The sequence below is a fragment of the Clostridium sp. 1001283B150225_161107_B6 genome, assembly GCF_015556325.1.
Taxonomy (GTDB): Bacteria; Bacillota; Clostridia; order Lachnospirales; family Lachnospiraceae; genus Enterocloster.
On record NZ_JADNMD010000003.1, the window covers coordinates 145,044 to 161,773 of the forward strand.

A 16,730-nucleotide genomic window follows, 5' to 3' on the forward strand; every position below is an offset into this window, starting at 1 on the left:
ATTATAGCATTGCCATCCGGTGAATTCAATTTATTTGAGGCCTCAAACGTTCGTATATACGTTTTCTTAGGCTTCTCTATTCTATTAACCCCTTATTTTACAAGGAATTCTCCCCCTTCCTCCTAAAATAAAAGCAATTAAAAAGCAGATTCCGAAGAACCTGCATGCTTCCCATCCCCCTGCCGGATTTCATACCTTCCGCCATCATTTTTATGGCCTGCGGCAGATTAACGATTCAAATTACTATCTTCACTGCAATCGGAGCAAAAAAGACCGGCCCCAAAAGGCCGGTCCTGCAATCCTTCAATCGTTTTCATACCATCACATCAACTATAACGCACCCAATCTCAGCTTCCGGTTAATAGAACAGCCTGTTCACCGCGCTGAATATACCGCGGATAGACGCCCTCGTGATATTGGAGCTGATACCCACGCCGTAGGTGGCTTTTCCTGTTACCTGGTCTACCAGATGGATATAGGAAGCAGCCTCTGCGCCGGAACCTGACGCCAGTGCATGTTCGCTGTAGTCCAAAACCTTAATCTGGATACCAAGCGCATCCTCCATACCTCTCTGGACAGCATCAATAGGTCCGTTTCCAACGCCCTCAAATGTCTTCTCAATACCGTGGTCTGAGTAGGTAACCTTAGCCAGGGTTGCAAACTCGCCGTCTCCTGTCTCCGTATCGGTTATGCGGCACTTTCTGAAATGCATGGGCTCCTTGCGCTCCAGGTAATTCTTCTTGAATTCCTCCATAATCTGCTCAGGCGCAACCTCACCCTGCTGCTCGGAAATCTTCTGGATAACATCTGCAAATTCCTTGTGCATCCCCTTCGGCAGCTTGAAGCCATAGAAGGTATCCATGACAAACGCTACGCCGCCCTTGCCGGACTGGCTGTTGATACGCACAATAGGCTCGTACTCCCTGCCGATATCGCTGGGGTCGATAGGAAGGTAAGGCACCTCCCAGTACTGTCCGTTTCTCTCGTGAAGAGCCTGCATACCCTTGTTGATGGCATCCTGATGGGAACCGGAAAATGCGGTAAACACCAGCTTGCCCGCATAGGGATGTCTGGGCGGAATATCCATCTTGGTGCAGCGCTCACAGACATCTGCAATCTCACGGATATTCTCAATATTAAGTTCAGGGTTAATTCCCTGTGAGAACATGTTGTAGGCAACTGTCAGTATATCTACATTACCGGTGCGCTCCCCGTTGCCGAAAAGGGTTCCCTCCACCCTGTCGGCTCCTGCAAGAAGAGCCAGTTCCGTGGATGCCACACCCTCGCCCCTGTCATTGTGGGGGTGGATGCTTAATATGATGCTTTCCCTGTCCTTAAAATGTGTATTCATCCATTCTATCTGGTCCGCATACACATTGGGGGTGGTCATCTCCACCGTGGAAGGAAGATTGATGATAATGGGATTCTCCTTGGTGGCGCCCCATGTCTCCTGCACGGCTGTACAGATATCAAGTGCAAAATCCAGCTCTGTGCCGGTAAAGCTCTCAGGTGAATACTCCAGACGAATCTGGGTGTCGCATTCAGCCATATACCGCTGGACCATCTTGGTTCCTATGACAGCTATATCCTTTATATCTTCCCTGTCCTTATGGAACACCACATCCCTCTGTAAGGTGGATGTGGAATTATAGATATGTACAATGGCCTTCTTAACGCCCTCAAGGGCTTCAAAGGTCCTCTTAATCAGATGCTCGCGGCACTGCACCAGCACCTGGACCTCCACATCATCCGGGATAAGCTTGCGCTCCACCAGGGTACGTAAGAAATCATACTCAATCTGGGATGCAGCCGGAAATCCAACCTCAATCTCCTTAAAGCCCAGCTTCACAAGAAGGTTGAACATCTCCACCTTCTCCTCCACCACCATGGGCTCCACCAGGGCCTGGTTGCCGTCCCTTAAGTCCACACTGCACCATATAGGGGCCTTCATGATTTCCTTATTCGGCCATGTACGCTCCGGAAAATCCACCACCGGGACCCTTTTATATCTTTGATAGTTTAACATAATTCTTTCCTCCATTCTGTTCATCTGATTTCAGGCGCCTGGAAACGCCTGGTTCCGTCCATATTCCATTCTCACTTCATACGATGTCCTGCTTTTTGATAACTGCGTTCTTCATCTTTGCTTCTGTCTTCAGCCCATTCCGGGCAGTCGCTCAATGACACCGTAATGACGGATGATGAACAGCACGACTCTTACTGGTTCAGCCCCATTTCACATCATTCCTTTACTCTGAAAATCGCTGGCTGTAAGGACAATCCCCTGTCCGGGCCCGCATGATGAATGCACAAATCCCGGAGCACGGCGCTCCGGGATTTATTTTGTCCTCTTCGCAACGTTATCTAATTATAGCACATTTCAAAATAACTGACAATAAGGAGTCGCCGGTTAACTATTCTCAATAGTTATGGCTTTTATTCCTCTGTTTCATAAAATGCGCACCGGAGCCCATACCTCCATTCCCTGAAAAATCTGCCGGGTACCGGTATGGTGCGTTCCTATATACAGTGTCCCTGCTCCTTCATAACCCGGATTACCTGGTCCACATAGGCTTCACAGGTCTCGATATCAGGAGCCTCCACCATGACACGGACCACCGGCTCTGTTCCTGACTGGCGCAGCAGAATCCTTCCGTCGCTGCCCAGGCTCTCTGTCACCCTGGCAACCTCTGCCTGCACGGCCTGGTCGTCCTGGGCTGCCGTTTTATCCTTAACGCGTACATTCTTAAGTACCTGAGGATAAATCTCCACCTCTGAAGCCAGCTTATCAAGGGGCTGCTTTTTCTCCAGCACCACCTCCATCACCTTTAAGGAGGTAAGGATGCCGTCCCCCGTGGTGGCATGCTTGCTGAATATAATATGGCCGGACTGCTCGCCGCCCAGGCAGTGGCCCGTGGCCGCCATATTCTCGTACACATATTTATCGCCCACAGCCGTCTTCACATAGGCAATGCCCTCCCGGTCAAATGCCTTATATAATCCAAAGTTGGACATGATGGTGGTGACCACCGTATTATTGAACAGGCTGCCCTGCTCCTTCATGTATTTGCCGCAGATGTACATGATGCTGTCCCCGTCCACCACACGGCCGGTCCTATCCACCGCAATGCACCGGTCCGCATCGCCGTCATAGGCAAATCCGATGTCGCATTTCTCATGCACCACAAAATCCTGCAGATGCTCGATGTGGGTGGAGCCGCAGTCCGTATTGATGTTTAATCCGTTGGGTTCGTTGTTCATCACATGGGTTTCTGCGCCCAGGGCGTCAAATACGTTCTTGGCAATGGCGGATGCGCTTCCGTTGGAACAGTCCAGGGCCACCTTCATATTCTTGAAGGAACGGGTGGCAATGGATATGAGGTATCCGATATAGCGGTTCCTGCCTGCTGCAAAGTCCACGGTCCTGCCGATATATTCCCTCTTTGCCAGCGGAATCTCTTGCGTCTCCCCATCCAGGTATGTTTCAATCTCCAGGATAACGGACTCTTCCAGCTTCTCGCCTCTCTCGTTGATGACCTTGATTCCGTTGTCGTAAAATGGGTTGTGGCTGGCAGATATCATGATTCCGCAGTTAAATCCCTCGGTGCGCACCACATAGGACACGCTGGGGGTGGTGGTGACATGGAGCAGATATACATCCGCGCCCGAGGCTGTAAGCCCAGCCACCAGGGAATATTCAAACATGTAGCTGCTGCGCCTGGTATCCTTTCCGATAACCACCCTGCAGCGCTCATCCGGCGTCTTCTGTCCATAGTACCAGCCCAGGAAACGGCCCACCTTATAGGCGTGCTCCACTGTCAGGTCCACGTTGGCCTCGCCGCGGAAGCCGTCTGTTCCAAAATATTTTCCCATTGTCATTAATTCCTCCCTGTCTTGTTATTAAAGCCCCCGTTACATGCATCTGCCGCCCCTGTCTTATGCCATCCCGTTTTCCTTAAGAGCCTTCAGGTAACGCCCCAGGGCATCCTGCCATGAGGGCATACGCTCAAAGCCGTTTTCAGTCAGTTTCTCCTTGCTCATGCGGCTGTTGGAGGGGCGCTTTGCCTTGGCCGGGAAACCGGCCGAATCCACCGGAGTCACCTTAACCTCATCCATGCCGGCCTGGCGGAATATCTCACACGCAAACTCATACCAGCTGCACAGCCCCTCATTGGTGGCATGGTAACGGCCGTACCTGTCTGTCTGAATCATATCCACCAGCAGGCGGGCCAGGTCGTAGGTATATGTGGGGGAACCAATCTGGTCGTTGACCACTGACACGGCCCCCTTTTCCTTCCCCAGGCGGAGCATGGTCTTAATGAAGTTCTTGCCGTTGATGCCGAACACCCAGGCAATGCGCACAATGAAATATTTCTTCACATTCTGCTCTACCGCAATCTCGCCCTCATACTTGGTCAGGCCGTACACATTAAGGGGTTCCCTGTGGTCATCCGGCTCCCATGGGCGCTCGCCGCAGCCATTAAACACATAGTCCGTGCTGATATACATCATCTTGATATCCATGGCCTTGCAGACCCTGGCGATATTGCGTGTCCCCTCAGCATTGATTTTGCGGCACAGTTCCAGGTTATCTTCAGCAGCATCTACTGCAGTATATGCTGCACAGTGAATGACTGCGTCTGGTTTTTCCTGTGAAATCACAGTTTCGCACGCAGCGCGGTCCGTGATATCCATTTCCTCCACATCCACTCCGGTTCCCTCAATCCCGCGAAGGGCCAGTTCATTCATCACATCATGGCCCAGCTGGCCTTTTACACCTGTTACCAGAACTTTCATAATCCATTTACCTCCGTTCTTAATAATGGCTGGCAGAGAACAGGAATCCCCGAAACGGACACGTCTCTCAAACGCGCTCCGGGGCATTCCCTCCTCCGTCAGCCACATGTTTACCTACAGGCGGCTGCCGTACATCTTATCGAAATAATTACTGTACTCGCCGCTGAGAATATTTTTCCACCAGTCCTGGTTGTCCAGGTACCACCGGATGGTCTGCTCAATTCCCGTATCAAAATTATACGTTGGCTTCCATCCCAGCTCTGTCTCTATCTTGGTTGGGTCAATGGCATAGCGCATGTCATGGCCGGGACGGTCTGTCACAAATTTAATCAGGCTTTCAGGCTTATCAAGAGCCTTCAGAATCGTCTTTACCACTTCCAGGTTGGTGCGCTCATTATGTCCGCCGATGTTGTACACCTCTCCCTCGCGTCCCTTATGGATAACCAGGTCAATGGCCTGACAGTGGTCCGCCACATGAAGCCAGTCACGCACGTTCTCTCCTGTGCCGTATACAGGAAGCTCCTCATCTGCCAGGGCGCGGCTGATAATAAGCGGAATCAGCTTCTCCGGGAAATGATAAGGGCCGTAGTTGTTGGAACATCTGGATACGGTCACGGGCAGGCCGTATGTCCTGTGATACGCCAGCACGAACAAATCAGCGCTGGCCTTGGATGAAGAATAGGGGCTGGATGTATGCAGGGGCGTTTCCTCGGTGAAGAAAAGGTCCGGTCTGTCAAGAGGCAGGTCGCCGTACACCTCATCCGTGGAAACCTGATGGTAGCGCTTGATGCCGTAAGTACGGCAGGCGTCAAGAAGGGTGGTGGTTCCCATGACATTGGTCCTGACAAAGGCTTCCGGGTCTGTAATGGAACGGTCCACATGGCTCTCCGCAGCAAAGTTCACCACCACATCCGGCTTCTCCTTCTCAAACAGTTCAAATATAAACTTCCTGTCGGCAATGTCGCCCTTTACAAATTTGTAATTGGGCTTGTCCTCAACCGGTTTTAAGTTTTCCAGGTTGCCTGCATAGGTCAGCAGGTCCAGGTTGATGATTTCATAATCCGGGTATGTGTTTACCATATGGTGCACAAAGTTGCTTCCGATAAAACCGGCTCCGCCGGTGACGATGATTTTCATATATAGTTTCCTCCGTTAAAAATCCTGTGGATGTATCTTATCCACATATTTACCGTCCAGAACGTCCTTTAAGTACTTGCCGTACTGGTTCTTTTTCAGAATCTCATAAGTCTCCATGACCTGTTCCCTGTTAATCCAGCCCCTGAGATAGGCAATCTCCTCCAGGCAGGCAATCTTGCGGTGCTGGTGCGTCTCCACGGTCTTCACAAAGTTCGTGGCCTCCACCAGAGACTCATGGGTTCCCGTATCCAGCCATGTAAAGCCCTGTCCCAGAAGAATCACATCCAGCTCCCCGTTCTCCAGGTAAATGCGGTTTAAGTCCGTGATTTCCAGCTCTCCTCTGGCTGAGGGCTTTAAGTTTTTCGCATACTCCACCACCCGGTTATCGTAAAAATAAAGTCCGGTGACACAGTAATTGGACTTTGGCTTTTCCGGCTTCTCCTCAATGGAAATAGCCTTGCCGTCCCCGTCAAACTCCACAATGCCGAAACGCTCCGGGTCGTCCACATAATAGCCAAACACCGTTGCTCCCTTTTCCTTGGACGCTGCCGCGCGCAGGCGCTTGGCCAGACCCTGTCCGTGGAAAATATTGTCCCCCAGGACCATTGCCACGGAATCTCCCCCAATGAACTCCTCGCCGATGATAAATGCCTGGGCCAGTCCGTCCGGGCTTGGCTGTACCGCATAGCTCAGCTCAATGCCGAACTGGTGGCCGTCGCCCAGCAGGGCTTCGAATCTGGGCGTGTCCTCCGGAGTAGAGATAATCAGGATATCCCTGATTCCCGCATTCATAAGGACAGACAACGGATAATAAATCATCGGTTTATCGTAAATTGGAAGCAGCTGTTTGGAAGTAACCTTGGTCAGCGGGTAGAGCCGCGTCCCGCTTCCTCCGGCCAGTATAATCCCTTTCATATTTCCTCCTTGGTTCGCTGTGAGCGCGAAAAGACCGCTTAGCGGACGTCTTTGCCTGATTTTTTCTTTGTCCAATATATCATACTATCTCTATTTTTTCAAATAATCTGTTAAATATTTCGTTATTATTAAGAAGATTATAATATCCATGATTACTGAATGATTTCAACACCATTACCTACATCCCCCACCTCTCCCACAGGGTTGTCGGCGATGTTCAGATACTCCAGAAATTCCGCCTGCTTCAGGGGCGCCAGGTCCGTTATATAATTGTCCTTAACCCCCAGTCTCTTAAGGTTCTTAAGACCCGCGGCAAAATTCACATCCGTCAGCTCGTTGCTGTCCAGGTACAGCTCCTCCAGATTGGGAAAACGGGACAGGATATCCATATGTTCCCCCAGCTTCACATCATCATACCACACGCTGGTCATTCCGCCGTAGGACTCCACGTAATAATTCTTGTGAAGCTCCATATTTTTCAGGCTCAGCACCCGCAGGCTGGGGTTTTCCTTTATCCGGTCAAAATTAATCTCAAATTTGCCGTTGTCCAGGTACAGTTCCTCCAGTCCCTCATGGTTAAAAATGGAACTCACATCCCCGTACACCTCCACCAGGTAGTTATAGCCGCTCCAGCCCGTTCCGTCCAGGTTGCCGGTAAAGTCAGCATATTTAAGCCCTGTCATGCCTTTGAGAAAGTCCAGGTTTCTCAGGTTTCCCCGGGAATTCCACACGGAGTAAAAGGTAAGCCGTTCCACCCCGGTCAGGGACGAGAGGGCCTCCGCCCCGTCCACATTGCAGTTGTGTATGGAAAGCTCCTTCAGGCTGCTTAGCCCCCGGAGGGAGGAAATGGACATAAAGCCCTTTATTTCCAGCCTTTCCAGGCTGGAGAGGGAGGACAGGTCCGGGTCTGTCTGGGATGTCATCTTGTCAATGTGTAAGGACGTCAGTCCTGCCGCTGTTCCCACCGGTCCGAAATCCTGGACCTTGTTATTTCCCAAAAGGGTCAGGGAGCGAAGGGCCGGCATCTCCGACAGGGGAGCCAGGCTGATGATGGCAGTATCCTCCAGGGTAAGGTCCTCCAATGCCGGAAGTCCCTTGATAAAGCCTATGTCCCTGATGATATCCGAATTAAGGTACAGGGACTCCAGACCGCTCATAACCGAGATGGCAGAGTAATCCGTCACCCTTACCTTATCCTTGCCCGTGCTGATAATGGAATCCGAGTCCCCTGTGTCTTCCAGCGACAGATATTTTAGGCTCTTTAAGGGCACCAGCTGTTTCAGGTTGGCGTCAGGATAATCCCGGACAGTCAGACGCTCCAGATTCCCAAAGGAGGCGATTCCGTCCATGGATGTGATTCCCCGAAGCTGCAGCTCCGTGATTCCCGACGGGTCATCCAGCATATCCTTAAGGTCTGAGATTTCCACGTTTCCGGCCGTGATTCCCTTAAGGTCCTTAAGCCCTTTTAAACTATGGACCCTGGAAAGCCCTGACCCCAAATCCAATTTTACCAGTCCGGTAAAGGCCGCTGCATCCTGGGGCTCCCAGTCCATGGCCCCGAAGACGGCAGTCTGCACCAGGGGCTCTTCCCCGCTGTAAGGGTCCTCAAAGCTGTACCATATCCGGTTTGTTTCCCGGGATGTCTCCACCTTCAGATACCTGACCCTGGCCAGGTCCTCCTGGCTGAACGCAGCCTGGTCCCCGTTGAACATCTTTGCTGCCATGGCATGGAACAAAGGTGAATCCGCCTCGGGAACCCTTTCCTCCGCTTCTGTCTCTTCTCCTTCTGTCCCGGCGTATCCTGCCGCGCCGCTGTAGGCGGGAACCGGAAGCGGCGCTGTCCCGGAGCCTGAGGAGGAACCGGAGCCTGAGGACAGAATGAAAATGGCAAGCAGCGCGCCCACGCAGGCCACACCTGCAGCAAGGGCTGTTTTAGCCCCGTTTCCTTGGCCTTTGCCGGAAGGGGCTGTCTGATATATATTGTAATTCGTAATGTTCTGGACCTTTTCGTCGTCCAGCAGGAACTGGCTTTTGCAGAATTCGCATGTTATAAGCTTTGTCTGGGAATCCTCCACCTTAAGCTTGCCCCCGCAGGAAGGGCATTTTATCTCTACCATCTTCATAATATGTTTCCTCTTTGCCTTTGCTGGGTCTTATATGACACCATTATAGTTCATTGCAGGCAGGTATGGCAAGCAGGTTCGCAGTCTTGCCCCAACCATAGTATAATACTTAAAAAGCAAATCAATCATCCGGGAAGCCATACGCATCCCCAGGGACCTCTATGAAATGCACCTGGCGCATCCTCCCTCTTAGTTTGGATAATAGTTAATTACCAGAAATGAAAGCAATATATCCTGACGGTTGATATAAGTATGTCCGATGGAACTGTCAAACACCAGGGAATCCCCCGCCTCCAGTGTGTAGTCACCTGCTTCGGTGCGAAGGGCCAGCTGGCCCTTCATGACGAAGATGTACTCCTGGGCTTTTTCCGAATGTCCAATGGAGATGTTGGAAGCCCCCGGGTCCAGTTCCGCATAAAAAAGCTCAAAATTTCTCACAGGCGTGCTTGGAAAATAGCAGTACACCCGGTAATGCTCTGTCTCCCCTGTCTGCACGGCAGGCTCATCCCTGCGCACAACAGTTGCCTTATTCTCAATACCCTCCATCAGTTTTGTATAGGGCACATTCAGCCCATTGGCGATTTTCCAGATAGTATTGATGGTAGGATTGCTGCTCCCCTTTTCAATGTCCGAGAGCATGGCCTTGCTGATGCCGGAAATCTTTGATAATTGCCCCAGGGTCAGGTTGCGCTCTGTCCGCAGTCTCCTGAGATTTACTGCAATGATTTTTCCTAAATCCATATATAAGTCCTCTTTTAATTGCTTGACATATAAATCGAACAGTTGTAAGATATATCATACAGTTCGTTCGATTTAATAAACGATTGTCTGGTACGATATAGAATAGTATAAGAGCATTATGCCGAAAAAGCAAGAACCAGACAAAAAACCAAAGGAGGATTTCAAGATGGAAAAAAAGTTGTCAAGAGAAGATGCATGGAGCCTGCTGACCCAATACACAAAGACACCGGCCCTTCGCAGACATGCCCTGGCCGTGGAGGCTGCCATGAGGCATTTTGCCGGACTGAACGGCGGGGATGAGGAGGTCTGGGGGGCGGCTGGTCTTCTTCACGACCTGGACTACGAGAAATTCCCGGAGGAACACTGCAAAAAGGCAGAGGAGATTATGCGTGAACAGGGCATTGACCCAATCTATATCAGGGCCATGAATTGCCATGCCTATGGAATCTGCACTGATGCAGCGCCGGAAACCCAAATGGAAAAGGTCCTGTTCACCATTGATGAACTGACCGGACTCATCAATGCCCTGTGTCTTATGAGACCGTCCAAAAGCGTACTGGACCTGGAAGTCAAATCCGTGAAAAAGAAATTCAAGGATAAGTCCTTTGCTGCCGGAGTGAACAGGGACACCATCCGGGCCGGCTGCGAAATGTTAGGCATGAGCCTGGATGATGTCATCCGTGAAACCATCCAGGGCATGAGGAAAAAGGCAGAAGAAATCGGATTAAAAGGCAGCATAACATCAGACAACTAGTTGAGTGGGGAAAATACAATAAGAGTGAGGGCAAAGGAAAGAGACATCCCCTGCATTACAGCTTATGCATCGGGTGATGTCCCTTTTATTTGCTTTCTCTCTTACTTTTTCCTGACTTCTATTCCTGTCTGCCATGAACCGCTTTCATGAACCGCTCCGCAATCTCCAGCGGCCGGGTGATGGCTCCGCCCACAATGACTGCCCATGCTCCCATATCCAGCATTTTCACAGCTTCCTCCGGCGTATGGACACGGCCTTCCCCGATGACCGGGATGGGAAGTTCCGCTGACAGCCGCCTGACCAGTTCAAAATCCGGCCCTTCCAGCTTTGGCGTATAGTCCGTATATCCGCTCATGGTGGTGCTCACCAGGTCAATACCGCTTTTCCACGCCTGAATGCCTTCCTGGTAATCGGAGATATCGGCCATCAGAATCTGGTCCGGATATTTTGCTTTGATGCTGCGGATGTATTCCCATGGGCTCAGCCCGTCTCCCCGCCTCCTGTCCGTGCAGTCAATGGCAATGATATCGGCCCCTGCCTCTGCCAAAGCATCCACCTCCTCCATGGTGGGTGTGATATACCCGTCAAATCCATCGTACACCTGCTTTATCAGTCCAATGACAGGAAGTCCTGTCTCCTTCTTGATACCCAGCACATCCCGCACCGTGTTGGCGCGTATCATGGGACTTCCGGCCTCCTTGGCCGCCCTGGCCATAAAAGGCATCAGGGAACGCTCCGGGTCATAGAGCGGTTCCCCGGGCAGGGCCTGGCAGGAAATGATAAGCTTTCCTTTGATACGGTTAAAAAGTTCTGTCTTGTCCATCTCGTTCCAATCCTTTCACTCCGGCTTTCACGGCCTGTCATCAGCCGCAGCCACCTTTACCACACATTTTCTGATACATTCAGGCGCTTCCAGGCATCCGCCCGGCCCATGGGCCTCACCGGCCATGCACAGGATGAACCTGCCCGGCCCCATGACGCAGCGTCCTCCTGCCCCGCCCCAAACAGCGGCTTTCTGAAAATCCGGCTGGTATTCCCCAATGGGTGTCACCCCGTCCAGGGCTGTTTCTATGACCTCGCATCCCTCAATGTCTATCTGGATATCCATATAGTCCCTGTGCAGTTCATAGCTGTCATCCCTCAGCTCGCGGGTCCGCGCCTCCATCACCTGCAGGAACACCCTGTCCCCGTCAATCTCCGTCCTTCCCATGGGAAGCGCTGTGATATCCGCAGTCATCAGATAGTCAATGGCCTTGTCCAGGTTCCTGTTCATGCCCCTGTAATTTCCTATATTAACCAGCAAGTCATATATCATATCAGCAATATTTCTCCTTTGCTGCTTCTATCATGGCGGCTGCTTCCCGGGCAATGGCCCGGTCGTCCCCGCTTAGGTCTGTCAGCGGCTTCCTGACCCCGCCTATATCGATTCCCCTGCTGATACGCAGCACTTCCTTAATCATGGCGTACATATTGCATGTTCCTGAACACAGCTTATATATGATTTCATCTGCTTCATACTGGATAGCCCTGGCCTCTGCCATCCTGTTCTGTGCAGTCAGCTCATATATCTTTAAAAACAGCTCCGGCATGGCACCGTAGGTACCGCCGATACCGGCGTCCGCACCCATGGCCAGACCGGATACCAGCTGTTCATCCGGGCCGTTGAACACAATAAAGTCCTCCCGCGTCTTCATGGCCTCTGCCTTAAACATCTGGATGTCCTGGACCGGCATGGATGAATTTTTCACGCCTGCCACCTGCCCGTTTAAGAGCATGGTCTTTAAAAGGCTCATGGTCAGGGCTGTACCGGCCAGCTGGGGTATGTTATAGATAATGAAATCCGTGTGGGGCGCTGCCTCCGATATGTCATTCCAGTACCCGGCAACCGAATACTCCGGCAGCTTAAAATAAATGGGCGGTATGGCGGCTATCCCGTCCACGCCCAGGTCCTGGGCATGGGACGCCAGAATCCGGCTGTCCCTTGTGTTGTTGCAGGCAACATGGGCAATCACCGTGAGACGGCCTGCAGCCTCATCCATCACGGCCTCCAGAGTCTTCTTCCTGTCCTCCACGGACTGGTAGATGCATTCCCCGGAAGACCCGCCCACATAGACGCCCTTCACTCCCTGTTCCACAAAGTACCGGGTCAGCGCCCGGACCGCGTCAGCGCTTACCTCCCCCGTCCTGTCATAGCAGGCATAGAAGGCCGGGATGATTCCCCTGTATTTATCCAGTATCATACCTATTTCACCCCCGTTATCTCAGACAGCTTTACCTTCCTGTTTTCAAACCGCGACCTGGTGCAGGCGTCCGCCGTTGCAATGGCGTTCCTGGCAGCCTCCCCCGTAAGCAGGGCCTTAAATTCCTCGTCCGGCTGTTCCCCATGCATGATGTTGTTAAAGTACTCCATCTCATCATACATAATGCTGTGAAGCCACATAGGCGGCTTCTTGCCCGGTTTGCCGTACATGATGGCGCCGTCCATCTCCGTGCCGTGATAGATTCTGGTCCGGTCATCGTCCTCCTCCTGGGTCTTGTGCATAAGGAAATGCTCTTCCTTGTCCCCCTTCTTAAGGGTTCCTCCGCAGTTAAACATATCCAGCCGGATAGCTCCCTCGGTTCCCTGAATCAGCACATAATGCTCCGGCCAGTGGAAAGCGGAGCCATACTCCAGCACAGCATACCGGTTATCCCCGTATTCCATGGTGATGAACAGCATATCATCCTCATCCCCGAACTGTTCCCCGCAGTGGGCCACATTGCCCCCTGCCATGGTCACTTCCTCGGGGCAGCCGCCCATAAGGAACTGGATGCAGTCCAGCTCATGGATATGGTGGTAGAGATGGCCTCCTGATTTGGCCCTGATTTTCTTCCAGCTGACAGAGGGCTGTATATCCTCCCAGCCGTTCCTGGCGGAATGGCAGTACAGCACCCGGCCGATGACTCCGTCATTAATCATCTTTTTCGCTGTGCGGACACCTTTGAAGAAATTCATTACATGGCCTGCCATAAAAGTAACATTGTGGGCAACGCATGTCTCCACCATCTCCACACAGTCCTGATAGGACAGGGCAATGGGCTTTTCACAGAATACATGTACCCCGTGCTCCGCGGCCTTGATGACCGGTTCCTTGTGAAGATAATTGGGCGCTGCCACGATTACGGCATCCACATCCTCACGGCTGTATAACCGGTCCAGGTCCGTCTCCACGCCGCATCCCAGCTCAGCAGCCACTGTTCCTGCATTCTCCGGGTCATAGACAGCCACTACCCTGGCCCCCTCCTGTTCCTTCATGATGCGGGCCAGCTCCGCCCCAAAATATCCCGTACCAACCACTGCATATCCGATTGTCTTCATGACTGTTCTCCTTTACCAATCCTATTTTTCACTTCATGATTTCGCTGAGTCTTACCTTCCTGTCCTCCTTAAGGGACAGGGTGCAGGCGTCTGCCGTGGCTATGGAGTTCCTGGCAGCCTCTCCGGTAAGAAGGGGCAGGAACTCGTCTGTCACCCGGGCGCCGTGAAGCACATTGTTTAAAAACTCCATCTCCTCGTCCATGATGCCCTGAAGCCACAGGAAGGGCTTTCTCCCCGGCCTTCCGAACTGGTTGCCGTTGTCCCGTTCTGTTTCCCTGTAAATCCGGGTTCTGTCATCGTCCTCCTCTTTTGTGCGGTGAACCAGGAAATGTTCCTCCTTGTCCCCGGTTTTAAGAGTCATGCCGCAATTGCACATGTCAATTTTAATGGCTCCCCTGGTTCCCTGTATCAGCAGGTAATGTTCCTGCCAGCGGAAGGCGGAGCCATACTCCAGGACTACGTAGCGCCTGCCCGGATATTCCATGGTGATGAACAGCATGTCGTCCTCATCCCCGAACCGGCTGTCCCTGTGGGCTGCATTGCCTCCTGCCATGGTTACTGTCTCAGGACAGCCTCCCATAAGGAACTGGACACAGTCCAGCTCATGGATATGATGGTACAGGTGGCCTCCTGATTTGGAACGGGTCTTTTTCCAGGTTTCTGAGGCCCCGGTACCCTCCCATGCATTGCGGGCCCCGTGGCAGTAGAGGATGTCCCCGATAACGCCCTGTCCGATAAGCTCCTTGGCCTTTCTCACACCGCAGAAGAAATTCATCACATGGCCGGCCATGAACACCACATGGTTGTCCTGGCAGGCATCCACCATTTCCAGGCAGTCCTCATAGCTTAATGCAATCGGTTTTTCACAGAACACATGAAGTCCATGCCTGGCAGCGGCCAGCACCGGTTCCTTGTGCAGATAGTTGGGAGTGGCCACAATCACGGCCTGTATATCCGTTCTGGATACCAGGGACTCCAGGCTGCCCTCAGCTTCGCATCCCAGCTCAGCCGCCACAATCTCCCCGTTTTCAGGGTCATAGACAGCCCGTATCTGCGCTCCCTGTTTTGTATTCATGATGCGTGCCAGCTCCGCCCCAAAGTAGCCGGAGCCCACCACGCCGTATCCAATGGTTCCTGTTATAGTTTCCATAAAGTATAGCACCTTTTACCTTTCTGTTAAAATCATCAGGACTTTACAGCGCCCTCCGACATGCCCCCTGCAATCTTATTCTGTATGAGGCAGAAGAATATGACAGAGGGAAGCACCACCAGGGCAGAGGCAGCCATCATGTCGCCCCAGTCCAGTATCTCGGCTCCGTCCAGGGAGCGCAGGGCAACCGCAACCGTCATCTTGCTGGTATTGTTCATTAAAATCAGCGCGTACAGGAACTCGTTCCAGGTATTGATAAAGGTGTAAATGGCTGTGGCCACCACACCGGGCGCCACCAGCGGAAGCACCACCTGGACAAAGGTCTGCATTTTATTGGCTCCGTCGATTCTGGCCGCTTCCTCAATTTCCAGAGGCACTGTCCTGAAAAATCCGGTCAGGAGCCACACCGCATAAGGCACGGAGAAGGACAGATACACAATAACAAGGCCAATCCTTGTGTTAATCAGCCCCAGCTTTCCCATGACCACGGAGTAGGGAATGGCCAGCAGGATGGGAGGAAATATGTAGGTTGTCACCAGCACCTTGGACATGGCTGACCCCAGACGCTTAAAGAACCGGACGATTCCGTAAGCTGCCAGCGCCGCCACTGTAATGGCAATCAGGGTGGTTACCAGGGAAATGATGATACTGTTCTTGATGTTCACAAAGAACTTAAGGTCATTGATAACATGGGTATAATAATCAAACGTCCATGTCTTAGGCCAGAAAGCCGTGGGATTTCCCGTCAGCTCTCCTTTGCCCTTCAGGGAGGAAATGATAATCCATACCAGCGGGAATATGGAGATAAGGGTCAGAATAATCAGGTATATATGGCTGATAACGTTTCCTGCTTTACACTTTTTCATTTACTGTCCTCCTTTTCCCACTTGTTTATGACCGCAAAGTAAATGCCGCATATAATCATCAGGAATATAAACAGCAGCACGGTCACTGCCGATGAGCGTCCGATGAGTTTGGTGCTCCATCCCATATTGTAGGCATAGAGCGGTATGGTCTGGGTGGTGCCCGCGGGCCCGCCGCCTGTAATCAGATAAATCAGGTCAAAGTTATTGAAAATCCACACAGTCCTTAAGACCACCAGCAGTCCCACCACCATCTTGATATGGGGCACCGTGACATAGTAGAAGGACTGCCAGGGCCTGGCCCCGTCAATCTGGGCAGCCTCATACTGGTCCTTTGGGACTGTTTCCAGGGCCGAGAGCACGTTGACCATTATCATGGGCGCTCCGAACCATATATTTATCAGCACCAGGCTGACAAAGGCCAGTGTGCCGCTGGTCAGAAACTGGGGCGCCACCTGGCAGATACCCAGCTTCACCAGGATATTGGGCAGAAAGCCGTACACTCCGTTGAGAATCCATTTCCAGGAAAATGCAATGACAATGGAGGGAAAGGCCCAGGGGATGATGAGAAGGGTCTTGTAAACGCCCTTGCACACCTTAATCCGCTTCAGGGCCAGGGCAGCGGTAAACCCCACTCCTATCTGTCCCACCAGGGACAGGACCGTCCATTTCAGGGAATTGAAAAATGAAAGCCAGAAGCCGCTGTCCTTCAGCACCTCGGCATAATTCTTAAGGCCGATGAATTTATAGGCGGGTTTAATCAGGTTCTTGTTTGTAAAGCTGTATACGATGCTGGAACAGATGGGATATATGAATAATGCGATTACAATGACGATTGCAGGAAGTACGAACAACCATCTTGTATAACTTTTCTTCCCCAAGATTTCCTCCT

General features: G+C 51.9%; 15 protein-coding genes. 1 reads left to right on the forward strand and 14 read right to left on the reverse strand.

Features of this window, described 5'->3' with window-relative positions; all coding sequences use genetic code 11:
* Positions 1-358: 358 nt before the first annotated feature.
* The 7 genes from leuA to I2H39_RS09115 all read right to left on the reverse strand — a co-directional run bounded on the left by leuA (position 359) and on the right by I2H39_RS09115 (position 9,713).
* Positions 359-2,026 (reverse strand): 2-isopropylmalate synthase, encoded by a 1,668-nt coding sequence (leuA, locus tag I2H39_RS09085; protein WP_138306681.1) that lies wholly within the window; start codon positions 2,024-2,026, stop codon positions 359-361.
* 494 nt (positions 2,027-2,520) lie between these two features.
* Positions 2,521-3,873, reverse strand: a complete 1,353-nt coding sequence (gene glmM, locus I2H39_RS09090; protein WP_138306940.1) for a phosphoglucosamine mutase — start codon at positions 3,871-3,873, stop codon at positions 2,521-2,523.
* A gap of 63 nt (positions 3,874-3,936) precedes the next feature.
* Positions 3,937-4,797 (reverse strand): dTDP-4-dehydrorhamnose reductase, encoded by an 861-nt coding sequence (gene rfbD, locus I2H39_RS09095; protein ID WP_138306680.1) that lies wholly within the window; start codon positions 4,795-4,797, stop codon positions 3,937-3,939.
* 114 nt (positions 4,798-4,911) lie between these two features.
* Positions 4,912-5,934 carry a dTDP-glucose 4,6-dehydratase gene (gene rfbB / locus I2H39_RS09100; RefSeq protein ID WP_195626290.1) on the reverse strand — a complete coding sequence of 341 codons (1,023 nt, stop codon included), beginning with the start codon at positions 5,932-5,934 and terminating at the stop codon, positions 4,912-4,914.
* A 15-nt stretch (positions 5,935-5,949) separates the two neighbouring features.
* Entirely contained in the window at positions 5,950-6,849 is a 900-nt protein-coding gene (gene rfbA / locus I2H39_RS09105; protein WP_195626291.1) for a glucose-1-phosphate thymidylyltransferase RfbA, read from the reverse strand.
* Between the two features lie 152 nt (positions 6,850-7,001).
* Entirely contained in the window at positions 7,002-8,972 is a 1,971-nt protein-coding gene (locus I2H39_RS09110) for a leucine-rich repeat domain-containing protein (protein ID WP_195626292.1), read from the reverse strand.
* Between the two features lie 189 nt (positions 8,973-9,161).
* A complete protein-coding gene (locus I2H39_RS09115) occupies positions 9,162-9,713 on the reverse strand; it encodes an XRE family transcriptional regulator (RefSeq protein WP_138306678.1) in 552 nt (183 codons plus the stop codon).
* Between the two features lie 166 nt (positions 9,714-9,879).
* Here I2H39_RS09115 and I2H39_RS09120 point away from each other — a divergent pair, with 166 nt between their 5' ends.
* Positions 9,880-10,467: an HDIG domain-containing metalloprotein gene (locus I2H39_RS09120; protein WP_138306677.1), complete on the forward strand. Its 588-nt coding sequence runs from the start codon at positions 9,880-9,882 to the stop codon at positions 10,465-10,467.
* 118 nt (positions 10,468-10,585) lie between these two features.
* Here I2H39_RS09120 and I2H39_RS09125 read toward each other — a convergent pair whose 3' ends face one another.
* From I2H39_RS09125 to I2H39_RS09155, 7 genes are read right to left on the reverse strand one after another with little or no spacing between them, the layout of a single operon-like run.
* Complete coding sequence (locus I2H39_RS09125; RefSeq protein WP_138306676.1) at positions 10,586-11,290, reverse strand: N-acetylmannosamine-6-phosphate 2-epimerase; 705 nt, start codon at positions 11,288-11,290, stop codon at positions 10,586-10,588.
* A 27-nt stretch (positions 11,291-11,317) separates the two neighbouring features.
* Positions 11,318-11,782, reverse strand: a complete 465-nt coding sequence (locus I2H39_RS09130; protein ID WP_138306675.1) for a YhcH/YjgK/YiaL family protein — start codon at positions 11,780-11,782, stop codon at positions 11,318-11,320.
* Between the two features lies 1 nt (position 11,783).
* Positions 11,784-12,707 carry a dihydrodipicolinate synthase family protein gene (locus tag I2H39_RS09135; protein ID WP_138306674.1) on the reverse strand — a complete coding sequence of 308 codons (924 nt, stop codon included), beginning with the start codon at positions 12,705-12,707 and terminating at the stop codon, positions 11,784-11,786.
* A 2-nt stretch (positions 12,708-12,709) separates the two neighbouring features.
* Positions 12,710-13,825: a Gfo/Idh/MocA family oxidoreductase gene (locus I2H39_RS09140; protein ID WP_138306673.1), complete on the reverse strand. Its 1,116-nt coding sequence runs from the start codon at positions 13,823-13,825 to the stop codon at positions 12,710-12,712.
* A gap of 28 nt (positions 13,826-13,853) precedes the next feature.
* Positions 13,854-14,975, reverse strand: coding sequence for a Gfo/Idh/MocA family oxidoreductase (locus I2H39_RS09145; RefSeq protein ID WP_195626293.1), 1,122 nt, complete (start codon positions 14,973-14,975; stop codon positions 13,854-13,856).
* A gap of 35 nt (positions 14,976-15,010) precedes the next feature.
* Positions 15,011-15,841 carry a carbohydrate ABC transporter permease gene (locus I2H39_RS09150; RefSeq protein ID WP_138306671.1) on the reverse strand — a complete coding sequence of 277 codons (831 nt, stop codon included), beginning with the start codon at positions 15,839-15,841 and terminating at the stop codon, positions 15,011-15,013.
* Positions 15,838-16,719: a sugar ABC transporter permease gene (locus I2H39_RS09155; protein ID WP_138306670.1), complete on the reverse strand. Its 882-nt coding sequence runs from the start codon at positions 16,717-16,719 to the stop codon at positions 15,838-15,840. The genes I2H39_RS09150 and I2H39_RS09155 overlap by 4 nt, the downstream gene beginning before the upstream one ends.
* Positions 16,720-16,730: the final 11 nt, after the last annotated feature.